The sequence below is a fragment of the Pradoshia sp. Z5_111 genome (assembly GCF_058267535.1).
Genome location: NZ_JBZCPQ010000010.1, coordinates 53,395 through 76,191 on the forward strand (window position 1 = coordinate 53,395; position 22,797 = coordinate 76,191).

21 protein-coding genes and 1 riboswitch are annotated in these 22,797 nt (G+C 37.5%); of the genes, 5 read left to right on the top strand and 16 right to left on the bottom strand.

The genetic code is table 11. From position 1 onward, the window contains the following. Positions 1 to 18 precede the first annotated feature (18 nt). Positions 19 to 1,092 carry an AI-2E family transporter gene (locus AC4D4A_RS16595; RefSeq protein ID WP_490996897.1) on the top strand — a complete coding sequence of 358 codons (1,074 nt, stop codon included), beginning with the start codon at positions 19 to 21 and terminating at the stop codon, positions 1,090 to 1,092. Positions 1,093 to 1,148: 56 nt separating this feature from the next. Here AC4D4A_RS16595 and AC4D4A_RS16600 read toward each other — a convergent pair whose 3' ends face one another. Next, positions 1,149 to 3,908, bottom strand: a complete 2,760-nt coding sequence (locus AC4D4A_RS16600) for a GTPase domain-containing protein (protein ID WP_490996898.1) — start codon at positions 3,906 to 3,908, stop codon at positions 1,149 to 1,151. 329 nt (positions 3,909 to 4,237) lie between these two features. After that, positions 4,238 to 5,056, bottom strand: a complete 819-nt coding sequence (nadE, locus tag AC4D4A_RS16605; protein ID WP_490996899.1) for an NAD(+) synthase — start codon at positions 5,054 to 5,056, stop codon at positions 4,238 to 4,240. Between the two features lie 377 nt (positions 5,057 to 5,433). On the opposite strand from nadE, the gene AC4D4A_RS16610 reads away from it, so the two are divergent. The 3 genes from AC4D4A_RS16610 (at position 5,434) to AC4D4A_RS16620 (ending at position 7,257) form a co-directional block, all read left to right on the top strand. Then, positions 5,434 to 5,964 (top strand): DoxX family membrane protein, encoded by a 531-nt coding sequence (locus tag AC4D4A_RS16610; protein WP_490996900.1) that lies wholly within the window; start codon positions 5,434 to 5,436, stop codon positions 5,962 to 5,964. A 165-nt stretch (positions 5,965 to 6,129) separates the two neighbouring features. Beyond that, positions 6,130 to 6,174: riboswitch (PreQ1 riboswitch) on the top strand. 7 nt (positions 6,175 to 6,181) lie between these two features. Beyond that, positions 6,182 to 6,667, top strand: coding sequence for a QueT transporter family protein (locus AC4D4A_RS16615; protein WP_066108019.1), 486 nt, complete (start codon positions 6,182 to 6,184; stop codon positions 6,665 to 6,667). 155 nt (positions 6,668 to 6,822) lie between these two features. Then, positions 6,823 to 7,257 (top strand): ferritin-like domain-containing protein, encoded by a 435-nt coding sequence (locus AC4D4A_RS16620; protein WP_066108023.1) that lies wholly within the window; start codon positions 6,823 to 6,825, stop codon positions 7,255 to 7,257. A gap of 81 nt (positions 7,258 to 7,338) precedes the next feature. Here the strand turns inward: AC4D4A_RS16620 and AC4D4A_RS16625 are convergent, their stop codons facing one another. From AC4D4A_RS16625 to AC4D4A_RS16680, 12 genes are all read right to left on the bottom strand, one after another. Continuing rightward, on the bottom strand, positions 7,339 to 8,049 hold the full coding sequence (locus AC4D4A_RS16625) for a DUF5068 domain-containing protein (RefSeq protein WP_490996901.1): 711 nt from the start codon (positions 8,047 to 8,049) through the stop codon (positions 7,339 to 7,341). Positions 8,050 to 8,232: 183 nt separating this feature from the next. Next, positions 8,233 to 9,033, bottom strand: a complete 801-nt coding sequence (locus tag AC4D4A_RS16630) for a DUF368 domain-containing protein (RefSeq protein WP_490996902.1) — start codon at positions 9,031 to 9,033, stop codon at positions 8,233 to 8,235. 225 nt (positions 9,034 to 9,258) lie between these two features. After that, the gene (locus tag AC4D4A_RS16635; protein WP_490996903.1) at positions 9,259 to 10,239 is read right to left on the bottom strand and encodes a quinone oxidoreductase family protein; all 981 of its coding nucleotides are present in this window, start codon (positions 10,237 to 10,239) and stop codon (positions 9,259 to 9,261) included. 19 nt (positions 10,240 to 10,258) lie between these two features. Then, positions 10,259 to 11,032 carry an enoyl-CoA hydratase/isomerase family protein gene (locus AC4D4A_RS16640; protein WP_490996904.1) on the bottom strand — a complete coding sequence of 258 codons (774 nt, stop codon included), beginning with the start codon at positions 11,030 to 11,032 and terminating at the stop codon, positions 10,259 to 10,261. A gap of 20 nt (positions 11,033 to 11,052) precedes the next feature. Further along, entirely contained in the window at positions 11,053 to 11,820 is a 768-nt protein-coding gene (locus AC4D4A_RS16645; protein WP_490996905.1) for an SDR family NAD(P)-dependent oxidoreductase, read from the bottom strand. A 1-nt stretch (position 11,821) separates the two neighbouring features. Next, positions 11,822 to 12,568 (bottom strand): 2-phosphosulfolactate phosphatase, encoded by a 747-nt coding sequence (locus AC4D4A_RS16650; RefSeq protein ID WP_490996906.1) that lies wholly within the window; start codon positions 12,566 to 12,568, stop codon positions 11,822 to 11,824. A 1-nt stretch (position 12,569) separates the two neighbouring features. Next, positions 12,570 to 13,640, bottom strand: a complete 1,071-nt coding sequence (locus AC4D4A_RS16655; RefSeq protein ID WP_490996907.1) for a phosphotransferase family protein — start codon at positions 13,638 to 13,640, stop codon at positions 12,570 to 12,572. A 32-nt stretch (positions 13,641 to 13,672) separates the two neighbouring features. Beyond that, on the bottom strand, positions 13,673 to 14,071 hold the full coding sequence (locus AC4D4A_RS16660) for an acyl-CoA thioesterase (protein WP_490996908.1): 399 nt from the start codon (positions 14,069 to 14,071) through the stop codon (positions 13,673 to 13,675). Positions 14,072 to 14,209: 138 nt separating this feature from the next. Further along, positions 14,210 to 14,779 carry a TetR/AcrR family transcriptional regulator gene (locus AC4D4A_RS16665; RefSeq protein ID WP_490996909.1) on the bottom strand — a complete coding sequence of 190 codons (570 nt, stop codon included), beginning with the start codon at positions 14,777 to 14,779 and terminating at the stop codon, positions 14,210 to 14,212. 36 nt (positions 14,780 to 14,815) lie between these two features. Next, complete coding sequence (locus AC4D4A_RS16670) at positions 14,816 to 16,426, bottom strand: long-chain-fatty-acid--CoA ligase (protein ID WP_490996924.1); 1,611 nt, start codon at positions 16,424 to 16,426, stop codon at positions 14,816 to 14,818. Positions 16,427 to 16,459: 33 nt separating this feature from the next. Further along, positions 16,460 to 17,239, bottom strand: coding sequence for an SDR family oxidoreductase (locus AC4D4A_RS16675; RefSeq protein ID WP_490996910.1), 780 nt, complete (start codon positions 17,237 to 17,239; stop codon positions 16,460 to 16,462). Beyond that, positions 17,217 to 18,464 (bottom strand): acyl-CoA dehydrogenase family protein, encoded by a 1,248-nt coding sequence (locus AC4D4A_RS16680; RefSeq protein ID WP_490996911.1) that lies wholly within the window; start codon positions 18,462 to 18,464, stop codon positions 17,217 to 17,219. The genes AC4D4A_RS16675 and AC4D4A_RS16680 overlap by 23 nt, the downstream gene beginning before the upstream one ends. Before the next feature lie 187 nt (positions 18,465 to 18,651). Here AC4D4A_RS16680 and AC4D4A_RS16685 point away from each other — a divergent pair, with 187 nt between their 5' ends. Further along, positions 18,652 to 19,404 carry a DUF975 family protein gene (locus tag AC4D4A_RS16685; RefSeq protein ID WP_490996912.1) on the top strand — a complete coding sequence of 251 codons (753 nt, stop codon included), beginning with the start codon at positions 18,652 to 18,654 and terminating at the stop codon, positions 19,402 to 19,404. Between the two features lie 94 nt (positions 19,405 to 19,498). On the opposite strand, the gene brnQ is transcribed toward AC4D4A_RS16685, so the two are convergent. Both brnQ and AC4D4A_RS16695 read right to left on the bottom strand, forming a co-directional pair. Further along, entirely contained in the window at positions 19,499 to 20,851 is a 1,353-nt protein-coding gene (brnQ, locus tag AC4D4A_RS16690; RefSeq protein ID WP_490996913.1) for a branched-chain amino acid transport system II carrier protein, read from the bottom strand. A gap of 383 nt (positions 20,852 to 21,234) precedes the next feature. After that, complete coding sequence (locus AC4D4A_RS16695; protein WP_066108055.1) at positions 21,235 to 21,927, bottom strand: GntR family transcriptional regulator; 693 nt, start codon at positions 21,925 to 21,927, stop codon at positions 21,235 to 21,237. Positions 21,928 to 22,797: the final 870 nt, after the last annotated feature.

A 22,797-nucleotide genomic window follows, 5' to 3' on the forward strand; every position in this document is an offset into this window, starting at 1 on the left:
AACATTTGGGGGTGCTCTATGTGGTTTAATAAACCTTTTTATAAGTATGCAACCGGCACTATTTTAATACTAATCATTATCTATTTATTAGGGAAGATTGATTACTTTATATGGCCTTTTCAAAAACTGATTATAACTATCTTTTTTCCGATTTTAATAGCTGGGCTCCTATATTATATATTGAGGCCGGTCGTTCATTTTTTGAGTAAGTATATGCCGATTACGATCAGTATACTTCTCATCTATGCATTAATCGGCGGAATGGGTTACGCTGCTTTTCATTTCCTGGGGCCCGTCATTGTTTCTCAGAGCGAAGAACTCATCGATAAAATACCGGAAAGATTAGAAGCAATCACATCCGAGTCAAAGGAAATTATAAATGAGAATGCCGCTTCAACTTATTTGTCCGTAGACAAGCTCACTCAATACGGGAAAGAATATGCGGAAAGTGTTCCTAAAGTATTATCTGATCACGCTGTAACCATTTTTTCAACGGTTACAAGCATAGTTACTGTACTTTTAATTGTTCCCTTTATTGTTTTTTATTTTCTTAAGGATGGTCATAAACTTAAACCGTTTTTATTAAAACATATCCCTGCTAATGTAGAGGACGAGGGCAACAGAATATTAAGGGATGTTGATAAAACCTTATCCACTTATATCGTCGGGCAATTTACCGTTGCAATTGTCGATGGCATCCTGATGTATATTGGATATCTAATTATTGGACTTGAGAACGCATTAATCTTAGCTATTTTTGCAACTCTACTGACTGTTGTACCTTTCCTTGGACCGTTCCTTGGAACCATCCCTGCGATTATATCAGGTCTATTAATCAGCCCATTTACAGCCTTTAAAGTTCTGATTCTATTAGTTATTGTCCAACAGCTTGAGGGCCATCTCGTTACACCTCAGGTAATGGGAAAACGCCTGGACATCCACCCGCTGACGGTTATATTATTGCTGCTTGTAGCAGGTTCTTTATACGGTTTTATAGGAATTCTCATAGCTATACCTACTTATTCAGTAGTAAAGGTTGTTCTCAAAAATTTCATCAAATTCTATAAACTGCGAACATCTGAAAGCTCTTAAACATATAAAAAGGTGATTTTAGAATGGCTTAACCACCATCCTAAAATCACCTTTTTTTACCTTGAAATAGTTTGAACTTCTTTTTGACCAATCAAAATCCATTCGTATTGTCGTAATCGCAATTCGTATAGCTTTAATGGGTCGCGATACAATTCTGGCTGAGAACGCATCTTCTCAAGCACGCCATTATGTTCAGCAATTTTCTCAGTCGTATCTGCCATTGCACCATTCATTACTTCTGTCGGATCTGCAAAGAACATTGAAACATCTCGAGTAATCGATTTTTCAAACATATCAAATTGCAGCAGGAATTTATCTGCAATCAATTGAGCGACCTCAGTATAATCCTGTGTTTCAATCAAGGTTGTATATTTATTGTACATAACACTTTTATTCGCAATCGAGCCAAATAGCATGCCTGCACTCTTCAATAATAATTGTTGCGGTGTGTGGCGAAGCAGTATATTAATGGTCTCCATTTGTACACCGCTCGTCATTCGGTTTGCATCCCTGCGCCAATCATCCAGCACTCTGAAATCACATTCCATTTTCATTCGTTCTTCCTGATAAATAGCATTGAAGCCTTCAGCCATTTCTTTTAAATACGCCTGGCTCTCTTTTAACTCTACTTCCGCTTCGGTAATCCAATCCTTTAAGGAATAAAAATACTTAGGCAAAATGGTATTCTCCAGGTATTCCTGTATCCGTACATTCATTTTCTCATTTAAATCTATATGAATCTTGCGGAAATCACTGTCCTCTGTAATTAAATCTTTGCTGGCACGAAGAATTTTAGGTACAGCTGCCTCCACATCAAGGCGAATGGCTTCCTTCCTTTGTTTAAACGTCTTACGCAACAATACGGCTTTTTCTTTCTCCAAATCCTCCATCTGATTCTTCGCACCATTTAGTTTTGCTAAAAGGTCCTCATTCCATTGAATGGATTCAATCAAGCTTTCTTCCCTTTCCAATCGTTGGTCGAGCAAGCTTGATATAGTCTCACGTACAAAGTGAAGCAGCTTAGCAGTACGTGCGCTTTCCTTATATTTACTTGTTAGATTCATTTTAATAAATTCAGCAAAATCTGAAAGCTGCCTGTTGCTTCTATAATGAGCAGAATGAGCAAAGATTGTTGCATTCGGCAGGTAAGGACTGATTCTGGACCATGCTTCATCCACTATACGAATAGCCTCCTGATCATTGTGAACAAGATCCATTTTATTTAATAAGAAATGAATTGGCAGATCAGGTGCTTGTTCATGAAGGGCCATTACAATTTCGCGTTCTTTGTTTGTAAATGGATCATTTACATCTAATACAAGTAAAAGACCATCTGCCATATTCAAATAACGGCGTACTTCCTGGATTTTATTATTTGCAATGCTGAATCCCGGAGTATCGATGATTGCTATTTGATTGTCGGCCAAAAATTGGCTCGGAAGCTGGTATTCGATGATACTTGGCTTGTTATCAACAAAGTTTCTGTTTGAAACTTTCTCTTCAAGCTCCTCTAGATTTAGTGGATTAATTGAAGAGTCTGTCACTTCCATTATGCTTTCTTCTTCGGCATTTTTAAACATGATAGCCGATGAAGTTGGTTTATCAAATAACTCTTCTCCTAAGATAGAATGAATTAAGGCAGATTTACCGCTACCGCTAGTTCCGGCAATCATAATATGTTGTACATTTATATCTAATAACTCATCAATAATCCATTTTTGTCTTTCGCTTACAGATAAATTATTTTGGTTTGCCCATTGATCAAGTTCCTCAAATAATCGAACGCTATCCTCCAAGCCATTCCGGTTATTTTCAGCCTGCATTAACACTCTCTCTGCATGATCAATATCAACTTGGCCTATCATACCAGGAAAATTATCATTCCATGACAATATAGCAGAAGAAGCTAAAAGAGCATGCTTCCGATCTGTAATGCGAAGCCAGTTACGTAATAAACTTGGTAATAAGCCTTTTAATGTTTTTAATAATTTATGTCCATTAATTAATTCGAAGTAACCCACTTTAAATAAGAAGGATAAATCTGACCATGGTTCGGGATGTACAAGTTCAAGATCCTGCAGTAAATCATTAAATCCCTGAACCCATTGCAAATATGCCGGTTCGCCCTTATAGCTGTTCCAAAGAGATACTGCAAGTTGTTCAAATTGACCACTGTCAATGGAATAGAGCTTATGTAATACTTGATAAAAATAGCCAGGTTCCATATTTTTCGTTACACCTTGATCAATATAGGACTGCAGAACATCATACCAAAGCAATGACTCCGTACGAATGGATTCATTTACTGCAAGTTCAACTGCACTATTCCAATCACGTTGCTCTTCAAAGAATGAACGTGCTATTTCTGTCACTTGAGAATCATCTGGATTCAACTTAACTACCTTTTTAATCGTTTTATCAGCCAGTTCAGTTTTATCCAATTTCGTATATAGAGCAAATAATTGCAATCCAACTTCGGTATTCAATATAATCGAGTCTGATTCAATGGATTTATAAAGCTCTTCAGCGTTTTTATACATAGCCATTGCAAAGTAAGCATCCGCCATATTCTTTATAGCCCAAGGCGCCAGATCATTGCTAACCTTTTCCCATTTAAAAATGGAAGTCTCATAGTCTTTATAATGGAAATAAAGCTCTCCCTGAGCAAATCTAAGCGTTGATAGCTCAGGCAATTCCTTTTGTTGTTCTGCCAAAAATTCTTCACTTATTATAAGCAACGGATTCGCCGCATTATCGTTTGTTAATAAGGTTTTATATAAGGACTTTTCAATCAAGTTATTTTCATTATTCATCATACGACCCCTCCCTGGTTCTCTCACACAAATTTGTTCAATAGAATACATTATAACTTATATAGTGTAATAAAATTTGATTGCAAAATGGTTTCGGTAAAGTTTCATCTTCAATACAATATGATAGCAAAATGGAACATTTGTCATATTTGAAATAAATATAATACTAGATTATATCCTATACCCTCAGATAATTAACTAAAACAATTCGTGTTTTTTATTTTCCTTCAATTAATTATACCAGTATATCGTTATCTTAATCACGATTCATTTTCACCTTACAATAGAATAAGCCCATGATTATGAAAATCACAGGCTTACTTTTTGGTTAGTTATTTCCACCAATTATCATGAATGGATGCAGGCATTTGACGTTTGTGTTCTGTTTTTAAATATTGCTTTTCAATTTTCAATGCAGCTTCAGCATCGACTTTCCGACCTTCCAAATAATCGTCAATCGTATCATATTTTAAGCCAAGTTCTGTTTCATCAGCTTGCTGCGGTTTATTATCCAGCAAATCGGCAGTCGGCTCTTTCATATATAGTCTTTCCTCAGCTCCCAATTCTTTCAGCAATTCTCTGCCCTGGCGCTTAGACAATCCCGATAATGGAAGAACATCAGCTCCGCCGTCTCCATATTTTGTATAAAAACCTGTCACTGCCTCAGCAGCATGGTCTGTTCCTATTACCAAAAGTCCATTTTGTCCACCAATAGCATATTGTGCAATCATACGAAGCCTTGCTTTCACATTCCCTTTATTAAAATCGGTTAATGCTTCATTAGTTGCTTCTTTGTATTGATCCGTAATGACATCGACAGTAGACTTTACATTAAAAGTAATATTTTCATCTGGTTTAATAAATTGCAGAGCACGCTGAGCATCCTCTTCATCTTGCTGTACTCCATATGGAAGTCTGACAGCAATAAATTTAGCCGCAAACCCTTCCTCACGCAGTTCTTCCACAGCCATCTGAGCCAGACGTCCTGCCAATGTAGAATCCTGACCGCCACTGATTCCTAGAACAAATCCTTTTGCTCCGCTCTTCTTTAAGTAACTTTTTAGGAACCCAACTCTGTCTTTGATTTCTTCTTTAGGGTTTATTTCCGGTTTAACATGTAATGCTTCAATAATAACTGATTGTAAGCTCATTCCCATTCCTCCTTCAAACACCTATACTATTATTTTCCTTAAATGTTCTCTTTCTAACCTTTTATCATTAAATATATTTTACTCTTATATATAAATTTTTAAATAGGTCATTTAATTTAGAGTATTGTTTTTTTATCCTTATACACCACACAAAATGGATAATTGTGTAAAAGTTTGTGAAGGAACGAACAATATCACGTTTGTAAAGTTGTTTTTAGTATTAACTTAAAAGGTTCACATATTTTTGTACAAAAAATGAAACACAGGGATAATACACCACATTATCAAGCATATGGTATATAAATAAGGTATAGAAAGTTACTGGCACTAAAAACCGCGGATTAGAGCCAGTTAAATCCATATGGGAGTGATTTAAAATGATGAATTGGTTACGAACTAATAAATATGCCTCCGGACTATTATTGATTATAAGATTGTATCTTGGTTATGAATGGATGATTCATGGATTTGAGAAAATTAAAGGCGGAGCATTTGATGCATCCGGATTCCTTGGAAATATTGTTGCTAATCCTGTAACTGGTCCAGATGGAGGTGCACTGTATCCGATGTATGGTTCATTCATTGAAAAATTTGCGATTCCTAACGTAGGGTTAATCAACATCTTAATTCCATGGGGAGAATTTCTAGTTGGGCTGGGGTTACTGCTTGGTGTCTTAACAACTACAGCTGCCTTCTTTGGATTATTAATGAATTTTATGTTTTTATTTGGCGGAACAGTATCTACTAACCCGCTCTACATCATACTGGGAATGGTTATTCTTGTAGCAGGTGCAAATGCCGGCCGATTCGGTGGAGACTATTACGTTCTTCCATGGATTCGTAAAACAATCTTTAAAAAGGATGACATAAAGCCAATTAATACAAAAAAGTTAACTCCAAGTCATTAAACTAACGATTAAATATCTGTGACGCCGAGATTTCTCTCGGCGTCTTTTATTGATTTATGCCAGTCGATCATAACTATACGATGATGTTTTGCCATGATCCAACTACAATCCTTTGTTGACTAGGCATCTTATTATGCTTATGATTATTTGGTGTCTTCGGAAATACTAAACGTGGTTCGTAACCATCCCACGATAAAAAACTAAGGGAGAGAAAAAAATGAATATTAGAACGCTTGCTGTAAATGGAGTTTTGGCAGCCTTATATATTGCTGTCACTATAATCGTACAGCCAATCGCATTTTCGAACATTCAGTTTCGAGTACCTGAAATGTTCAATCACTTGATTGTATTTAATAAAAAATACATGTATGGGATTGTAATAGGAGTATTTATCTCTAACCTCTTTTTCTCATCAATGGGTGCATATGATTTAATATTTGGTGTTGGCCAATCCATACTAGCATTAACAATCACCATTCTAACCTTCCGATTTGTCCGCAATATTTGGGCAAGGATGGCTATTAATACATTCGTTTTTACTTTTACCATGTTCTTAATTGCTATAGAGTTAAATATTGTTTTGAAACTTCCTTTCTGGTTTGCATGGGCAACAACCGCAGCTGGAGAATTAGCAGTCATGACAATTGGTGCTCCAATTATGTATGCTCTCAATAAACGTATTAATTTCTCAAAATTAATCTGACTTAATAATCCAAGCTTGGTCCTTTATCGGATCAGGCTTTTTATTATGTAAAAATATTCCTGAACATTTCAAAATCCTGCCACAAAAAAAATGCTTAATATGTAGTAAAGTAGGGTACATTTGAATTATAGAATATAGAAGGAGTGGATTATAGAATGGAAAAAAAATTAAAAGAATTAATAGATGGTTTAAATGAAGATCTAGCAAATGAATATGCTGCATCAATCATGTATTCTAGCTATGCGGCAATGGTTTCTGGTTTATACAGACAAACACTGAAACCTTTCTTTGAAGGTGAAATAGCCGATGAACAGGGACATGCTTTATATCTTGCAGAAAAAATCAGTACATTGGGTGGAACACCAACTGTAACACCAGCAGAAGTTAAACAAACCACTGATGTTAAGGTAATGCTTGAATCTGCCTATCAGGCAGAAAAAGATACAATAGATCGCTACGAAACACGCAAGAAACAAGCTGAGGAATTAGGCTTAACTGAATTAGTTGTCAAACTAGAAGATCTTATCTCCGATGAAACAGGCCATATGGAAGAGATTGGCCGCATTCTTAGTGACTCCAGATTTGATTAATTCTTAACAATCTGCAACATATTTAACACAGGGAAAGAACCGTAATTCTGACAAGCAGAATTACGGTTCTTTTTATGGCTATTACTTCGGTAATGGAATTTCAAATTCTGTCTTTTTCCCATCAAATAAATCTTTACCTTCACTATTTAGGAATGGTCCAAACTCCAATTTTAAATTTCGCGTTTTTGAAAACAAATCCTTGTCTATTAAAAAGACATGAAGCTTTTCACTAGATGTTCCTGCAGCCATTTCTCCTTGTTGGCTCGGCTCAAGATTTGTTTCTGGCAGATAGATTATTTGATTATCGTTCCCTCTTAAAAAGGAACGAATGGATTGATATATCAATGGTTGTTTGGAATTGTTCTCAAGCTTTAATTTCGCTGTAAGCACTATACGGTCTTTATCATTTAAATTTTTGAACTTTGATTTAGCTGCCTCTGATGGGGTTATCTCAGCATACTGTATACCTTCTAACGTAATGATTACGTCTTCTATATTTTTAGTGTCATTTATTTTTAAATTTTCATATAGTATCTTTTTCACACCCATATTACCAGAAGTAAATCGATCTTGATACACCTCAGAGGATACAGATGGCTCTTCTCCTTTTGATGCCACGCCATTTTTTGTTTCTTTATCATCGGTACCTTCATTATTATCGGTACTTACATCTTCTGTAGTATGATTCTTTTTATTTTCCTCGTTTATCGTCTCTTCTTTTTCACTTCCACATGCTGATACTGCTAAGATAAGAAATGCCAAAAATATAAACCTCAGTCCCTTTTGTATCATAATTCAACCTCCAATATTTTTTTATTGTAAAGTTGTTAGTTAATTTATACCTCTGCTTAATTCTTAATATTCTAAACGTAAACGACATTTTCCTATCTATCTAACATAATTGTTTTAACAATGCAGGCGAAACAAAATAAAAAAGGATTGTACGAGACAATCCTTTTACTTCCTATTCAATCATTACTTCGTAAAGATTTTCGTTACCAAAAGACCTGACACAAACGTTATACAACATAGCAATATCGTACCTATTCCTGTTGGTAATCCAGGAACGACCACAAATATAGATCCAATAATTAATCCCATTATGACCGCAAACGTCATATGTGGATATGCCCTCAGTAAAAAGCTGATTGCTTTACTGCTCACAATAAAGCCAACCACTGCTCCAGCCCCTACAAGGATAATAATCGAAAAGTTTAAATCTGATAAAGCAGAAATAACAGTTGAATAAACACCGAGCAACAATAATATAAACGAGCCACTAATGCCTGGAAGCAGCATAGCCATACTTGCAAGCCAGCCGGAAAAGAATAATCCAAGCCCAGATAAAAGCGTTACTTCAGATATAACAACAGATTCATTCGGCTTCAGGAAACCTAGTGCTGCCATCATGATTGCAACCAAAACGACAACCCCATAATGCTTTCCTGTAAAGTGTTTTTTCACCTCTGCCTGTCTTATAATAAAGGGTAGTACACCGATGATTAATCCTACAAAAAAGAATTGTGTCGGTTCATGATGATGTTCCAGCAAATAATCAATCAATCGGCTAAACGTCAGTATAGTAAACCCCATACCGATTGCGAGTGGCAATAAAAAGCCCAGATACCTTCTCCAGTCACGGCTAAAAAAGCCACTGATTGATAATAATAAGCGATCATAAATACCTAATATAAACGCTATGGTTCCTCCACTTACACCGGGAATTAAATCACTGATTCCCATTAACATACCGCGATATATGTTTTTCCATTCCATTATTTTTTCAGTCCTTATATTTTATTTCACTATAATAGTTTACAAAATAAGAACTAGTAAAAACAATGGCACATAATACAAATTAAATAGTTTTTCACTCATTTTAATATCAATATAAATTATATAAATATAATAATTTTGAATAATATCACATTTATCCATACTCTTATTACAATAAAAATAAGCATGCCAGAACTGCATGCTTTACAAGAATGCTATTAATATTCAACGACGAATTTCAAGTATTATCTTTCCTGCTGTTTTCCTCGACTGCAATAACTCATGCACTTTTGCTGCTTCATCGAGCGGATGGACTTCACCTATTATTAATTTTAATTTTCCCTCTTCTAAGAATGAAAAAAGATCACGCATACTCGGCAATAGCAGTTCTGGCTTTCTCATAATTTGCGGAAGAAAGAATCCAATGACCGACTGGTTTCTGGCCATTAAGGATGATGGGTGCATTACGGCCTGTTCTCCACTTGCGACACCATATATCACCAATCTCCCGAACGTAGCTAAGCATTTCAGTGTCTCCTTAAAAATATCACCGCCAGCCATTTCGAGCGCCACATTAACTCCACGGCCGTTTGTCGCTTCCAGCACTTCTTTATACCAACCCTCTTTTGTATAGTTGATACATACATCAGCTCCCAGAGAACGTGCAAGCTCCAGCTTTTCTTCTGTGCTGGCAGTTGCAATTACCTTCCCTGCGCCCATTAATTTAGCCAATTGGACTGCTAAAGTCCCAACTCCTCCAGCTGCTGCATGAACGAGAACTGTTTCACCCTCTTGCAATTGCCCCATTGTTTTTAAAATATGGTAGGCACTCAAACCTTGAAGTGGGAGGGCGACCGCTTTTTTTAAATCGAGTTCTTCTTTCAGGAGAATTACGGACCGAGCGTCTGCAACAGCATACTCAGCATATCCCCCAGATTCAATCAGCGTGACCACCCTCGCTCCAACATTTACGTACGTCACTTCTGAGCCAGTTTCGACTACAACCCCGGCAACTTCAGCTCCAGGCACAAAAGGAAGCTGGGTTGGTACAACATATTGGCCTTCACGTCTGGCAGTATCTGCATAATTCACACCAACTACATGTATTTCAATTAATACTTCATGTGGACCAGGTTTCGGCCTATCTAATTCGACCATTTTTAATACTTCTGGTCCTCCGTATTCAGTAAATTGAATGGCTTTCATAATACATACTCCCTTTCACTTATCTGCCGGTAAATTGCGGCTTTCTTTTTTCTTTAAATGCAGATACACCTTCTTGATGATCCTCCGTGGCTATCATCATCGTTTGAGTGATGCGTTCTCTCTCCAGGACATCTTCGAGAGTGGCCGTAAAAGAATAATCAATCAGTTTTTTCATTTGCCCATATGCTTTTCCTGGACCATAGGATAGCATAGTCGCATATTGAATTGCTTCATCACGCAAAGCTTCTAAAGGTACAAGTTTATTAATAACCCCAAGTTCATATAAACGTTCTGCTGGTATCGGTTCAGCTGAAAAGAAGAATTGTTTCGCTAAGTGTGGACCAACTAAACGTGGTAGGAAATAGGAACCACCTGCATCCGAAATAAGGCCAACCTTTGAAAAACTTAAAGCGAACTTACTCCCCTCAGCGGCTACAATCAAATCACAGGCAAGCGCCAAATTAAAAGCAGCCCCTGCCGCAAAACCATGTACCGCCGCAATAATAGGAGTCTCAATCTCCTTCATCGTTAAAATACATTCATTTATGACTCCTAAATACTCGTAGGTAGTAGCTGCTGATTTGGTTCCCATCGTTTTTACATCTCCGCCGGCACTAAACGCCCGTCCTGATCCGTTTAGAACAATCACTTTTACATTAGGATTTTTATCCGCTTTTTTTAATTCACTAATTAGTCCTGTTATCATTTCCGGACTAAAAGCATTCAAGCTTTCAGGTCTATTTAATGTCAATACTAAAACTGAACCTATTTCTTTTATTAATAAGTGTTCCATCATCCATCTCCCCTTCTCTTTTACGTAATCATCCATCCCCCATCGACCAGTACATCTGTACCTGTCATGTATGAAGCTTCACTCGATGCTAAAAAGGCAATAACATTAGCTATTTCCTCACTAGTTCCTACTCTTTTTAATGCTGTGTTGCGTTCAATTGATTTCACAAACCGTTCATTTGTTAAAGACCATTCTGTCAACGGTGTTTCAACAAATCCAGGTGACACGGAGTTTGCACGGATACCATATGGTGCCATTTCAAAAGCAAGTGCCTTCGTAAAATTCAACACAGCTGCTTTTGCAGAACTATAATGAGGTATATGAGCAGCAGCCTTATGGCCTGATAGACTTGCTATATTGACAAATGCCCTATTACCTCCACGGTTAGCTTGCTCCATCATAAACTTCCCAAGTATTTTTGAAACCAAAAACACACTCTTCAAATTTACTTCCTGAACGATATCCCAAGCCTCTACGGCCGTATCCATTATTTTTGATTGCACTGAACCACCTGCATTATTGATGACCACATGCAAGTCCATAAAATGATCCTCAATAAAATCTAACAACGCGGTTACTTCCTCTTCTTTCGTAACGTCGGCCGCAAAACAGGTTGCCTGGATATGATGGCTTTGATTATTAATTTCATCAACAACGCTTTCAAGCTTTTCTAAGGTTCTTCCAACTAGAATGACATTTGCCCCTTCTTTCGCCAAACGCAGAGCGGTGGCCTTTCCAATCCCGCTGCCACCCCCGGTGATCACGGCAACTTGTTCTTGAAATCGCATCCTATGCCTCCTTTTTTGCCGTTAATACAACGCGATTATTTTTAAACACAGGAACAATCTCATAACATCCACTTGTACTTGATAACAGAAGGTCTTCCTTTAATCCATATCTGGTTAATAGCAATCCAACTCTGGATGCTGCCAGGACTGAGTACGGATTTGATGAATGGCTGTCATAGAAAGCCAATGCAGCTTTTCCAGCGTCATTCAGCTCAATCTCTTGTTTGGTTCTACAGGTTATATTTGCAATTAAATGGCCGGCACCATAGAAATCCTCTAGGCTAAATTCTCCTGAATTTCCTGAACAAATCACGACAATCGTTTTATCCTTGCTACTTTTCAATAGCGCCTGTGCCAAGGCAGCATTATTAAGCAAGGAGGAGATATACACTTGATTTGCATGTGCTGCTTTATGTAGAGCCACCGTGCCATTAGTCGTTGAAAGAATCAAGGTTTTACCATGGATACGTGTGCTAATTTCAACGGGTCCTGGATAAATAAAACCATCGATTGGTTCTGCATGTAATTCCCCAGCCATCAAGGCTTGTCCGTTCTCAAATTGTCTGCTTACTTTAATAGCTTCATCTGGATTAAGAACAGGAATAACCTCTTTTGCTCCATTCTGCAACGCTGCTACAATTGTTGTTGTGGCCAGGAGAATATCCAGTACAACAGCTACCTTGTTGCCTGTGGCCAATTTTTCTGGTGAAATATCTTCCTTGGTCAGCAAGACATGCACTTTCAGCATCTTATCGATTCCTTGTAAGTGAATAAGCATGCTCAATCAATGTTTTTACATACTTATCAAAGTTGGCAAATCTCGGATCCTTTGTTTGGCCATTATGATAACGATAGTAGATTTGCTGACAGATTCCCGCTAATTTGAAATAGGCAAACGTTAAATAGAAATTCATATTGGAGACATCACGGCCGCTTTGTTTTGCATATTCTGAAATAAATTGTTCCCTTGTATAAAATCCATCCCGAATCGTAACAGATGGCTTACCCAGTCCTTTTTTCAATACTTCAGAATCGTCCCCCTCTGCCCAATAGCTCATAGCTACTCCAAGATCTGCGAGCGGATCTCCAACCGTCGTCATTTCCCAATCAAATAAACCGACCATTTCCGTCCCATCCTCATTAAACATCGCATTGTTTAATTTATAGTCATAATGAATAATTGAAGCATCACATGAAGCTGGAATGTGATCTACTAACCATTTCTCTAATTCTTGTATATTTGGAATATCATCTGTTTTTGCTCGTTCATAACGTGCTATCCATCCATTTGTCTGTCTTTCCATAAAGCCATCAGGCTTACTGATTTCCTTCAATCTAGTCTCCTGATAGGAAATGCTATGAAGCTGAACAAGACGTGCTACCATTTCCTTTGATAAATTTTGAAAGAGTTCACGGGAAGGTTTAATGCCTTCAGGAACAGAAGTATCAAATATAAAACCTTGCTTTCGTTCCATAATAAAAAACGGACTCCCAACAACATGTTCATCATCTGAGTAAAGGATTGGTTTTGGCGCCGGACTGAATAGAGGATGTAATTCTGAGAGGATGCTATATTCTCTTTGCATATCATGGGCTTTGGGAGCTAAACGACCTAGCGGCGGTTTCCTTAAAACAGCTTCCCATGTGCCTATTTTTAATTGATAGGTTAAATTTGAATGACCTGCCGAGAATTGTTCAATTTCGAGGTTTTCTTCTGGCAAATCGCTAATCTTACTCCGCAGAAATGATTCAAGTACATGCTGCTGCAATTCTTCTCCGCTTCGTACGGGAATCGTATCTTTACTAACTCCTTGGTTCATGCCTATCTCACCTCTTTTAAAAATCGGACTCATTAAACAGCTTCGACCAGCCTCAGCAGTTTCTCTTTTAGCATTTCAGGAATCGGTTCACTTTCCTGTTTGTCAAAATTAAACTGAACAAGGATGGCAGTCCCTTTGGCAATTGGGTTACCGGTTTGGGCACAGTAAATATCATGTTCAAGCTGAAAGCTCTTTGTCCCCACTCTGGATACAGTCGTGTTAATTTTTAATATTTGATCAAAATAGGCTTGAGAGAGGAAATCACATTTAGTTGAGGCCAAAATGAATGACCAATTTTTTATTTTTAATTCCAGTTCCATTTCCTTCAAAAAATGAAGACGAGCTTCCTCCAGATAGATAAAATAACTTGTATTATTCACATGACCAAGTGCATCTGTTTCCGAAAATCGGACAGTTACCATTGATTCCATAGCGGCCTCCTTTTACCTATTTACAGTATTCATACTATATTTATACCCTGCTGTATGCCACGGAGGATATTCGTCATCTATACACCGACCAGCTCCAAATTAAGCAATTTTATTTCAAAAAAAGGGAGTCGTGATTTCCTACTCCCCTTTTTCAATTCCTTTCATGATCATCTCTACAAACATGTCTGCTAATTCATGTTCAGAAATAACTCCTTCAGGGTTAAACCACTGATAGCTCCAGTTCAAAATTCCAAGAATACCAAATGTGACAATGGTAGGATTTAAATCTGAGCGTAACTCCCCTGTCTTTATTCCTTGTTTAATTAAATCTTCAATATTAAAGCGAAATTGATCACGCTTTGGCAAAATCTCTTCCAACTTATCCTCGGATAATAGTTTCATTTCCCGGAAGAATACCTTTGCACTTAAACCTTGGGTTCGAATATCACTCACTAGTAAATACGCAATATCATGTATTTTTTGTCTACAGATTTTCTTCGAGTTATTTAGGATTGCTTCCTGTCTTTCAATTAATCCATTAATATAATCGAGATGAATATTCATCAATAATTCTTCTTTACTTGCAAAATAGTAATAAAAGGTTCCCTTTGTAACACCCAAAGAATCAACAATATCCTGTATGGATGTTTCTGCAAAACCCTTTTGTTCAAATAAAGAAATGCTGGTGTTCTTAATTTTTTGTTTCATCATCAAGACTCCAGTTCGTGTGTATTCATGTCATCTTTATTTTGTTTCGACTTCTTCCCTCAGAGCCCGGCGAAGTATTTTTCCGACATTTGTTTTTGGTAATTCATCACGGAATTCTACTATTGTCGGCACTCGATAGGCCGCCATATTGTTTTTACAGTATTCTATAATCTCTTTATCCGTAGCTGACTCATTCGCTTTTAATACTAAAATTGCTTTTACTGTTTCTCCGCGATACTCATCCGGAACTCCTATTACAACTGCTTCCTGTACAGATGGATGTTCATACAGGACTTCTTCTACATCACGAGGGTAGATATTATAACCGCTTGCAATGATTAGATCCTTTTTACGGTCAACAATCGTTAGATATCCATCTTCATCCATCCTGGCAATGTCCCCTGTATATAGCCATCCATCACGGAGAGCATTAGCCGTTTCTTCAGGCATATTCCAGTAACCTTTCATAATCTGGGGACCTTTGACAATTAATTCTCCCAGTTCGCCAATCGGAACTTCCTCAGCTCCTGTAGCTACATCCACGATTTTACAATCTGTAGATGGGAAGGCAATTCCGACTGTTCCAGGTTTACGAACACCAAAATCAGGATTACAATGCGTAACAGGCGATGCTTCCGAAAGACCATAGCCCTCCAAAATCTTGGAATCCGTTTTTGATTCATATTCCTTCATTAATTCCATAGGCATAGGAGCACTTCCGCTATTGGAAATTTTTATGCTATCAATCCCATATTCCTTTGCTTTAGGATGAGCGTTGATCGCCACATACATGGTTGGTACGCCAGGGAATATAGTTGGCTTCTCCTGTTTTATCGTTTGAAGAACCTCTTCTAAATCAAAACGAGGTAGCAATATGTTTTCACTCGCCATTAATATGCAATTATTCATACAGGCCGTCATACCAAATACGTGGAATAATGGGATGACAGTCAGATACCGTTCCTGCCCTTTATTTACTATCTTTTTGTAAAATTCCTTTGTTTGATAGATATTGGCCACTAAATTACGATGAGTGAGCATGGCTCCTTTCGATCTCCCCGTAGTGCCGCCTGTATATTGGAACACAGCAACATCATGGCTCGGATCAATAACTACCGGCTCTACTGGCATGACTGTTTCAGAGATAAATCGCTCAAATGTCCAATCATTTCCGAATTCAGCCCCGGATGGCTGCAGGCTTACTACAATAATATTTTTGAGATTCGTAGTGGATTGAACAGCTTTAACGGTTTGATAGAATGCATCCATGACAACAATCGTTTCAGCACCGGAATCCTGCAATATATATTCCAGCTCTCTGGCTACTAACATAGGATTAATTTGAGTGACAATTCCTCCCATCGATAATGCCCCATAATAGGCAATCACATACTGAGGACAGTTTGGCAGCATTATTGCTACCCTGTCACCCTTTTTAACATTATTATTCTGAAGTGCTGCGGCAAAGCGATTTGATGTTCCTGAAAGTTCTTGATAGGTCATTTTTCTTCCAAAAAAAGATAGGGCATTGTTTGTGGGGTAATGGATTGTCGTTTCATGAAGAATGTCTGGCAGTGATTTGTTTGGAATTTCAATATCAGATGCAATACCTTCCGGATATTGCGTAAGCCAAGCTTTCTTTTTCATATTTTCCATAATCAAATCTCCTTCATTTTTTATTTAAACCATGGCGTGTTTTCCGCCATCAACTACCAATACCTCACCTGTTATATAATTGGATGCAGCAGAGGCCAGGAATAAAGCAACCCCCTTGAGGTCCTCATCATTTCCAAGCCTTCCAAGCGGTGTCATATATTCAATTGCATCTTTTCCGCGTTCGAGTAAGACCTTAGACATTTTGGTTGGGAAAAACCCCGGTGCGATTGCATTAACATGAATATTATGTTTCCCCCATTTCACTGCCAAATCTTTTGTTAAAGTAATGACAGCTCCTTTGCTGGCATTGTACCCAACGGTATCCATCATGTCAGCATGAGTTCCACCGAGCCCCGCAACTGAAGCAATATTGATTATTTTTCCTCGCTTCTGTTCAACCATCACCTTCCCCACTGCCTGGGACATCAGGAAGGTTCCTGTCAAATTCGTATTGATTACCTTATTCCAGGCTTCAAGCGGCATATCCAGTGCAGAAGCTCCCCATGAGGCACCGCTATTGTTGACAAGAATATCAATAGCCTCAAATTTATCCAGTGTTTCTGAGACGACACCATGAATATCTTCGGGATTCGCAATATCACATTTTAAGGCCAAGGTTTCAACTCCATATTCTTTATTCAGATAGTCTGCTACCTCGGTGCAAGCCTCAACCTTGCGTGAGCACAGAACAATATTTGCTCCCGCTTCTGCCAACCCCTGTGCAATCTGGGCTCCAAGCCCGCGTCCGCCTCCTGTGATAATCGCTGTCTTACCGGATAAATCAAACATTTGTAAAACGTTCATGATTAGCTTGTGCCTCCCCCAGATATTTTTTAAGCTCAAGCTTGGCAATTTGGGCACGGTGAACTTCATCGGGTCCATCAGCCAATCGTAATGTTCTTGCATTTGCCCAATGAGCCGCCAAAGGATAATCCTCTGATACTCCCGCTGCCCCAAGTCCCTGTATAGCCCTGTCGATAACCTTCAGAGCCATGTTTGGAGCAACGACTTTGATCATCGCAATCTCGGCCTTCGCTTTTTTGTTCCCAACCGTATCCATCATATAAGCTGCTTTTAGAGTTAATAATCTAGCCTGCTCAATTTCAATTCTTGAGTTTGCAATCCACTCCTTTATGACCCCTTGATTAGATAGCGGCTTTCCAAAGGTAGTCCTGTTTTGAATGCGCTTACATAATATTTCAAGAGAACGCTCTGCTGCCCCTATCAGCCTCATACAATGATGAATCCTTCCTGGTCCCAGTCTTCCCTGCGCAATTGCAAATCCCTTTCCCTCTCCCCAAATGATGTTCTCAGCGGGTACTTTAACGTTTTTATATGTAATTTCTCCATGTCCATGAGGGGCATGATCATATCCAAAAACAGGAAGCATTCTTTCTATTTTTACTCCTTTTGAATCAAGAGGTACAAGAATCATAGATTGCTGTTCATGCCGATTTGCCATTTTATTCGTTTTCCCCATCACAATTGCAATTTCACATCTTGGATCTCCTGCACCTGAGGACCACCACTTACGGCCATTGATAATATAGCTATCCCCATCTTTTTCAATACTTGCCTCAATATTTGTAGCATCTGATGAAGCGACATCTGGCTCAGTCATTGAAAAACAGGAACGGATTTCACCGGCTAATAAAGGCTTAAGCCATTTCTCTTTCTGTTCAGCAGTACCAAACCTTTCTAATACTTCCATATTACCTGTGTCAGGAGCACTGCAATTAAATACTTCAGGACCGATTAATGAGCGTCCCATTATTTCACATAAAGGTGCATATTCCAAATTGGTCAGACCAGCACCGTATTCACTCTCAGGCAGAAATAAATTCCACAGCCCCGCCTTTTTAGCTTTTGATTTTAAGTCTTCCATAATCGGCGGGACCTGACTCCATCTTGATTCTTGCTCATTTAACTGAACCTCATATAATCCTTCATTAGGATATACATACTCATTCATAAAAGCAATTAACTGTCTCTCCAAGTCAATCACCTTACTCGAATAGGAAAAATCCATGCCTTCGCTCCTTTCACATACTGACCGGTAGGTATTGTTAATTACTCCCAATTATACTTGATGCTCTTTTAAATTCCAACTAATTATCTAAAAATTACAAAAACATATATCGTTTTACAAATTGTGGCAAAATATATTATTCTTATAAGTAGTTATATACACATAGGAAGAAGGAAGGAGTTTTAAAATGAATATTAAACTGATAAAAAATACAGCCAAACAAAAATTAACTGGCTACTGGGGGATCGCGATAGGAGTTTTTTTCATAAATGCTCTTATAAGCGGAGTATCTGAATCGTTTCTTTATCTTCTTGCAACTTTCTTTATAACCAGCCCATTGGCTGTAGGAAATCATTGGTTCCACTTAGCTATAAAAAGGCAGCAAAACCCTTCTATCGAAACACTATTTGATGGTTTTAAAATGAATTATTTCAGGAATGCCTTAACTAACTTTTTAATCGTAATATTTACTGCGCTCTGGTTACTTTTATTAATTATACCTGGCATTATTAAAGCATTAGCCTATTCCATGTCATTATTTATCTTGCGTGACCGTTCCGATTTAACCGCTCTTCAAGCGATTTCAGAAAGCCGTCGAATCATGAATGGCAAAAAGAAAGATTTATTTGTATTATACCTATCATTTTTACCTTGGTTTATTATCCCTATTGTATTAATTTTTATCGGAATCATATCAATTGTAGTAGGTGCTGATACTATTAATGATGGATTATATTTCAGCGGCATGGCAAGCATGGTTATTGGACTCATCACCCTGTTTGGTATTACTATCTACCTTACACCTTATATAACTACTTCATTAGCAGTCTTCTACGATGATTATGTAAAGCCAGCAGAAGAATCTCATACACAGAATTCACTGCCTTCCACTCATAATTCTGCTGCAGATCATATCGACCTTCTTAAGCGTGTAGAATAAAAAATAATCCCGGCTCCATCATAGAGCCGAGATTATTTTTTTATTGAAAAAAGACAAAGCCAGCGGTGTCTCACGCTGGCTTCACATGTACTCACTAGTCTTTCTGCATATCTGGAACTTCATTCATTATGGGAGCAGACTGTCTCATCATACCAATCGGATAACCAATAATAGCGCCCAATATGGCTGGTGCAATCCATCCTAATCCCACGGAGTAAAGCGGCAAATAAGCAAATAAATTATTGATTGCTTCTATTTGCAGACCCGCTGCATTAAAACCATCAAACAAACTAACAATAAAGGTTAATGCCAAACTGCAAATATATACTTCTGAAAAACCTTTAAATACATTGTGCATGAATGTAAGGAAAATCAAGCATATAGCCAAAGGGTAAATAGCTGTCAGCACAGGTACTGAAATAGCCACTAAGTCGGCTAGTCCCACATTGGCAACTAAGGCACTGAATACTGATAAAACAATAGCATATGTTTTATAGGACCATCTCGGAGCCAATGTATTAAAGTATGCCGCACAGGCCGTTACAAGACCGATACTAGTCGTTAAACAAGCTGCGATAACAGCAAATCCTAAGATTAAGCTTCCATAAGAACCAAAATAATAATGAGATGCTGCTGCTAATATCGCACCCCCATTATCAAATGCACCAATCTCTTCCACACCGGTAGCACCTAAATATGCTAGCCCTGCATAGATTACCGCAAGTAAACCGGCTGCAATGAAAGCAGATTTCATAACACTTGTCATCATTTGTTTTTTGCCGTGAATCCCTGTTGAACGAACTGCATTAATAATGATAATTCCAAATACGAAGGATGCCAATGTATCCATTGTTAGGTATCCTTCCTGGAAACCCTTAAAGAATGCATTTTCTGTATATTGTTCAGCCGGAGCGGTCAGGCTTCCCATTGGATTAAACAAAGCTGCCAGAATCAATAAAGCGATAAAAAATAATAAGATTGGTGTTAACATTTTACCAACTATATCTATAATTTTTCCTGGCTTTAATGCAAAGAAACACGTAATAGCAAAAAAGATAACAGTGAAAATCGTCATTGCTACTGTGCTATTCATATCACCAATTAAAGGTTTAACACCAATTTCATATGAAACCGTTCCCGTCCTCGGCATCGCAAACAAAGGCCCGATAGCTAAGTAAAGAACTGTAGTAAATATAATAGCAAACATGGGGTGTACACGTTTAGCCATCGTATATAAATCGCTTTGGCCAGAATACCCAATTGCCAATACTCCTAACAGAGGTAATCCCACCCCGGTTATGATGAAGCCGAATGTAGCTTCCCAAACATTCGATCCTGACATTTGCCCCATTAATACTGGGAATATTAGATTTCCAGCCCCAAAAAATAAGGCAAAGAGCATAAAACCAATCGCTAGTGTTGTAGATTTACTCTTCATATTACCCAATTAAAACCCTCCGTTCCTATCTAGTTGAACATTTTAAATTTTCTAATAATTCTAACATCTTTTGATATAACATTACCCATTTTAACACATTTGTCAAGATTATTCAGACTTTTTGCCCTATTATTCTACTTTTCCACATCACTACTAACATCCACTGTGTTTCCTATATCGGTGATTATAGTAACTGTCCTCTATAAATGCAAGGGTATTAGAGAAACTAAAGTAATGGTAAATTTTATTAATCTATTATATTTAAGGGGCTAAAAAACGTACATACATCTTATTAAAGTTTATATTACCCTTTTAAATATTAAAAACCCTTATTCCATGAATAAGGGCATTCCGAATAATCCAATATACCATTGATAAAAGGGAAAATGAGATTATTCTACAAAGTATTCAGCATATTGGCTATCCGGTTCCAGCAAACTATTCCAATATTTTTCTGGTCCTAATATATGATGACTAACAGCCTCATCTATTTGGTCAACTTTTTTATTTTCAATAATATCAATAATGTTTTTATGTTGTTTAATAATATCTGTATAATCATATTCGATTTCAGATAATAACCGGATTCGATTATAATGCGTACTTAACCGATTTATTGCATCCCAGATATGGTCTTTTTCCTGATCTTTATAAAATAGGGAGTGGAATTCCTGATCCAATTCGTGAAAGGTTCTTTCCATTCCTTTTTTTCCTATGAAATTTTCTTGTAAGCTGATAACTTTTTTTAACTCTAATAGTGTTTCGTCAGAAATAGATTCGCAGGCTAACTTAAGAACCTCTTTTTCTAGTACAGAGCGCATAAAGGCTGCCTCTTTAACCAATTTATAATCAATTTTTGATATGTATGAGCCAACCTGCGGCCATACTTCAACCAAATGTTCCTCTTTTAATTTTCCGATTACCTCTCTGATTGGAGTACGAGAAATCCTTAATTCATTAGCCAGCTCAATTTCACTGATTGCTTGTCCTGGTTTTAATTCTAGAGACATAATGCCATTCTTAATAATTCTGTACGAATAATGTTTATTATTTTCTCCAGGTAATTTGGGTGTCACTGTTAACATCATGATTTCTCCCTTATATAAAGCATATAAATATTCCCTACAAATATCAGCATATAGCCAGTATACATGTTTTATTTAATTATCATCAAAACTCATTAATTTTTCAAGCAATTCAAAATAAAAAGCTGAAGGGCCTTGGTCAGGAGCGAGGAGCATAAGATAAAGGCACGTAGGGAATGCCCTTCCCCCGCAGTGGCTTTGCTTATGTCCCGAGCTCCTAGGCCCTGAAGCTGGATTGCATAAAAAGCTGAAACGACTGCATCAAGGAACAAAGACTAAATACGCCACATCCTGTGGCAACGTCTTTGTGACCAACATAAGACAAAGGCACATATCCCACATTCTACATCAGTTATGTCAGCATCCTCTAAATATCCTGCTATAGTTCGACATCTTCCAACAATAAACATAGCCTATTTCTTTATCTAAATAAATTAAAACTACCGATTCTGAATACTTTTCTGGGATAAAGGTGAGAGTTGGATTCACCTTATTTCATATAAGTAACAAAATATCCCACCTTATTCCCCAGTCTTTATTTGATTAAGACAAAGAAAGACTAGTAATTAAATAGCTTAATAAGTCAGACGGCTTATTTTTATTATAATAGTATATTAAAATTCTTCCTCCCTCCTTTTTCATACAACTATCTCCATATGAAATCAGGTATAAGTATATTCTTTTCTAATCATTTCCTAATTAGAATGACACCTACAGCTGTAGCCAAACTACATCCAATGATTCATTTTCAATTTCCATAGTATACTTGCGACATTTAGTGACAGCATTTGTTTACTTCAATTCGTTATGGTAGAAATATCAGCAGGATTACATAATTCGATATTACTTAACAGGGAGGTGAAAAAATAC